General features: G+C 52.2%; 2 protein-coding genes. Both read right to left on the bottom strand.

The features are described from left to right. Nucleotides 1-60: 60 nt before the first annotated feature. Nucleotides 61-858, bottom strand: a complete 798-nt coding sequence (gene istB, locus V6C07_RS01865; protein ID WP_000544799.1) for an IS21-like element IS21 family helper ATPase IstB — start codon at nt 856-858, stop codon at nt 61-63. Further along, nucleotides 858-2,030: an IS21-like element IS21 family transposase gene (gene istA / locus V6C07_RS01860; RefSeq protein ID WP_047612361.1), complete on the bottom strand. Its 1,173-nt coding sequence runs from the start codon at nt 2,028-2,030 to the stop codon at nt 858-860. The genes istB and istA overlap by 1 nt, the downstream gene beginning before the upstream one ends. Nucleotides 2,031-2,131 lie beyond the last annotated feature (101 nt).

Here is a 2,131-nt window from a genome sequence, read left to right as displayed (position 1 = left end):
TGTCAACGCCACGATTTTTAACCGTTATTTGCCATTTTCATGCCCGCTAAAATACTTTCGTTACTGATGCTGTCCGCTTTTCACCATTTCATCATCACTGATTGGCGTTGTGTTTTTGGCCAGCACTCCAGCTTTACGTTTCTCTTTTAACCGGTAACTCTCTCCTTTGATATTCAGCGTGGTTGAGTGATGTAGCAGCCGATCCAGTATCGCTGTTGCCAGCACGTGATCTCCGAACATTTCTCCCCAGTCTGCGAACCCTTTGTTTGACGTCAGTATGATGCTCGCTTTTTCATATCGACGGTTCAGTAGCCGGAAGAACAGGCTGGCTTCCTCTCTGTTCATCGGCAGATAGCCTATTTCATCCAGGATCAACACCCGGGCATAACTCAGTTGCTGTAGCTGACGCTCCAGCCGGTTTTCCTGTTTCGCTTTCATCAGTGTCGCGATCAGTCTGTCCAGTGGCATAAACAGTACCCGATGTCCTGCATCCACCGCTTTCACGCCAAGAGCTATGGCCAGATGAGTTTTTCCGACACCAGGAGGGCCCAGCAGGATCACGTTTTCGCTGCGCTCCACGAACGCCAGACCAGCCAGTTCCCGGACAACCTTACGGTCGATGCCCGGCTGGAAGGTAAAGTCGAACTGCTCCAGCGTTTTGACCCACGGCAGACGAGCCTGCTTCAGCCTGGACTCCATACCGCGCTGATGCCTGCCGTTCCATTCCTGCTGTAGCGCCATGCACAGGAACTCCCGGTAGTTCAGCTCTTTTTTAGCTGCCTGTTCCAGCAGGCTTTCAACGTGATAACTCAGATGCTCCATTTTCAGGCGATTCAGCAGGATTTCCAGCTCATGCATCACAACAGCTCCTCATAGGCACTCAGTGGCCGATGTTCCACCTGACTGACCTGCTGCCAGAGCGGGGCGTGATGCTCCGGCACTGTCTGCCAGCCAGACGATGCCGAACAGAGGCGATGTGAGGCCACCAGTTTCTCATTACTGTAGATCCGCAACTCGTCATCCAGCGATATTCGTATCGATACCGGCTGACCACACAGCGCTTCGGGAACGCTGTAACGATTACCGCCAACCTCGATATAACTGTCCCAGGACACATGGCGGATGTCGAAGTAACTGGTATCGAAGTCCGTATCCGGTAACGGCCGCAGATGTTCCTGCTCCAGCGTGAAGCGCTGTTCCGGTGTTTCTTTGAACTGGCGAAGTTCCCGTTTGTCAGCCACATCGGCTATCCATTGCTCCAGTTGTTGATTGACATGAGTGAAGCTGTCGAACCTGCGGTACCGGACGAAGAAGTTCTCCTTGAGGTATTTCACCATCCGCTCAACCTTACCTTTTGTTCTGGCCCTGCGTGGACGGCATGCCCGTGGCAGGAAGTTATAGTGGTCGGCCAGCAACAGGAATCCGGAGTTGAACACGACTTTCCCGTTGTTATTCTTCAGCACCGCAGCCTTCTGGTTATCAACCAGCACCGTTTTCACACAACCACCGAAGTAGCGGAAGGCGCGAACCAGTGATTCGTAGGTATGCTCAGCATCCTGTTTTGGTGCGGCGAAGACATGGAAGCGGCGGGAGAACCCCAGCGTATTAACCGCAAAGTTAACTTTGCACCGTTGCCCGGCAACCTCCACCTCAACTTCGCCCCAGTCGTGCTGGAGCTGGTATCCAGGTTGAGTTTCGAAGCGAACTGTTCTTTTTGACGGACGCATTTTACGTTTGGGCTGGATGTAGTAACGCAGCATGGAACGTCCGCCCGTATAGCCCATTGCCTTAATCTCCGCGAAGATAACCTCGCTATTCCAGACATTCTCTGCCAGGCGCATGTCGATGTAATCCATAAACGGTTTCAGCTTAACCATTTTGTGGCGGGTTTTTCTGGCTGGCGGTTCAGGGTATTTGAGGTAACGTCTGACCGTTCGTTCAGAGCAACCAATCTGAGTCGCAATATCGACAATGTACGCGCCCTGCTGGCGCATTTGCTTTATCATGTAAAAGTCCTCTCTGCTCAGCATGTTGATGTCCTTTCTGGTGTGGGAACCTTAAGGAAACAACATGTTGGGTGGAGCGGACAATCCAAATGGTGAATTACCGTCTTATATCACTGGCGCTAACA

The organism is Desulfovibrio sp. 1214_IL3152, assembly GCF_036763055.1.
In the GTDB taxonomy this organism is placed as follows: domain Bacteria; phylum Desulfobacterota; class Desulfovibrionia; order Desulfovibrionales; family Desulfovibrionaceae; genus Desulfovibrio.
This window is presented reverse-complemented; position numbering and strand designations above follow the sequence as displayed.

What these genes read in the sequence shown, in the direction of transcription:
- istA (WP_047612361.1), bottom strand. Translation starts at nt 2,030, where the DNA reads ATGCTGAGCAGAGAGGACTTTTACATGATAAAGCAAATGCGCCAGCAG.
- istB (WP_000544799.1), bottom strand. Translation starts at nt 858, where the DNA reads ATGCATGAGCTGGAAATCCTGCTGAATCGCCTGAAAATGGAGCATCTG.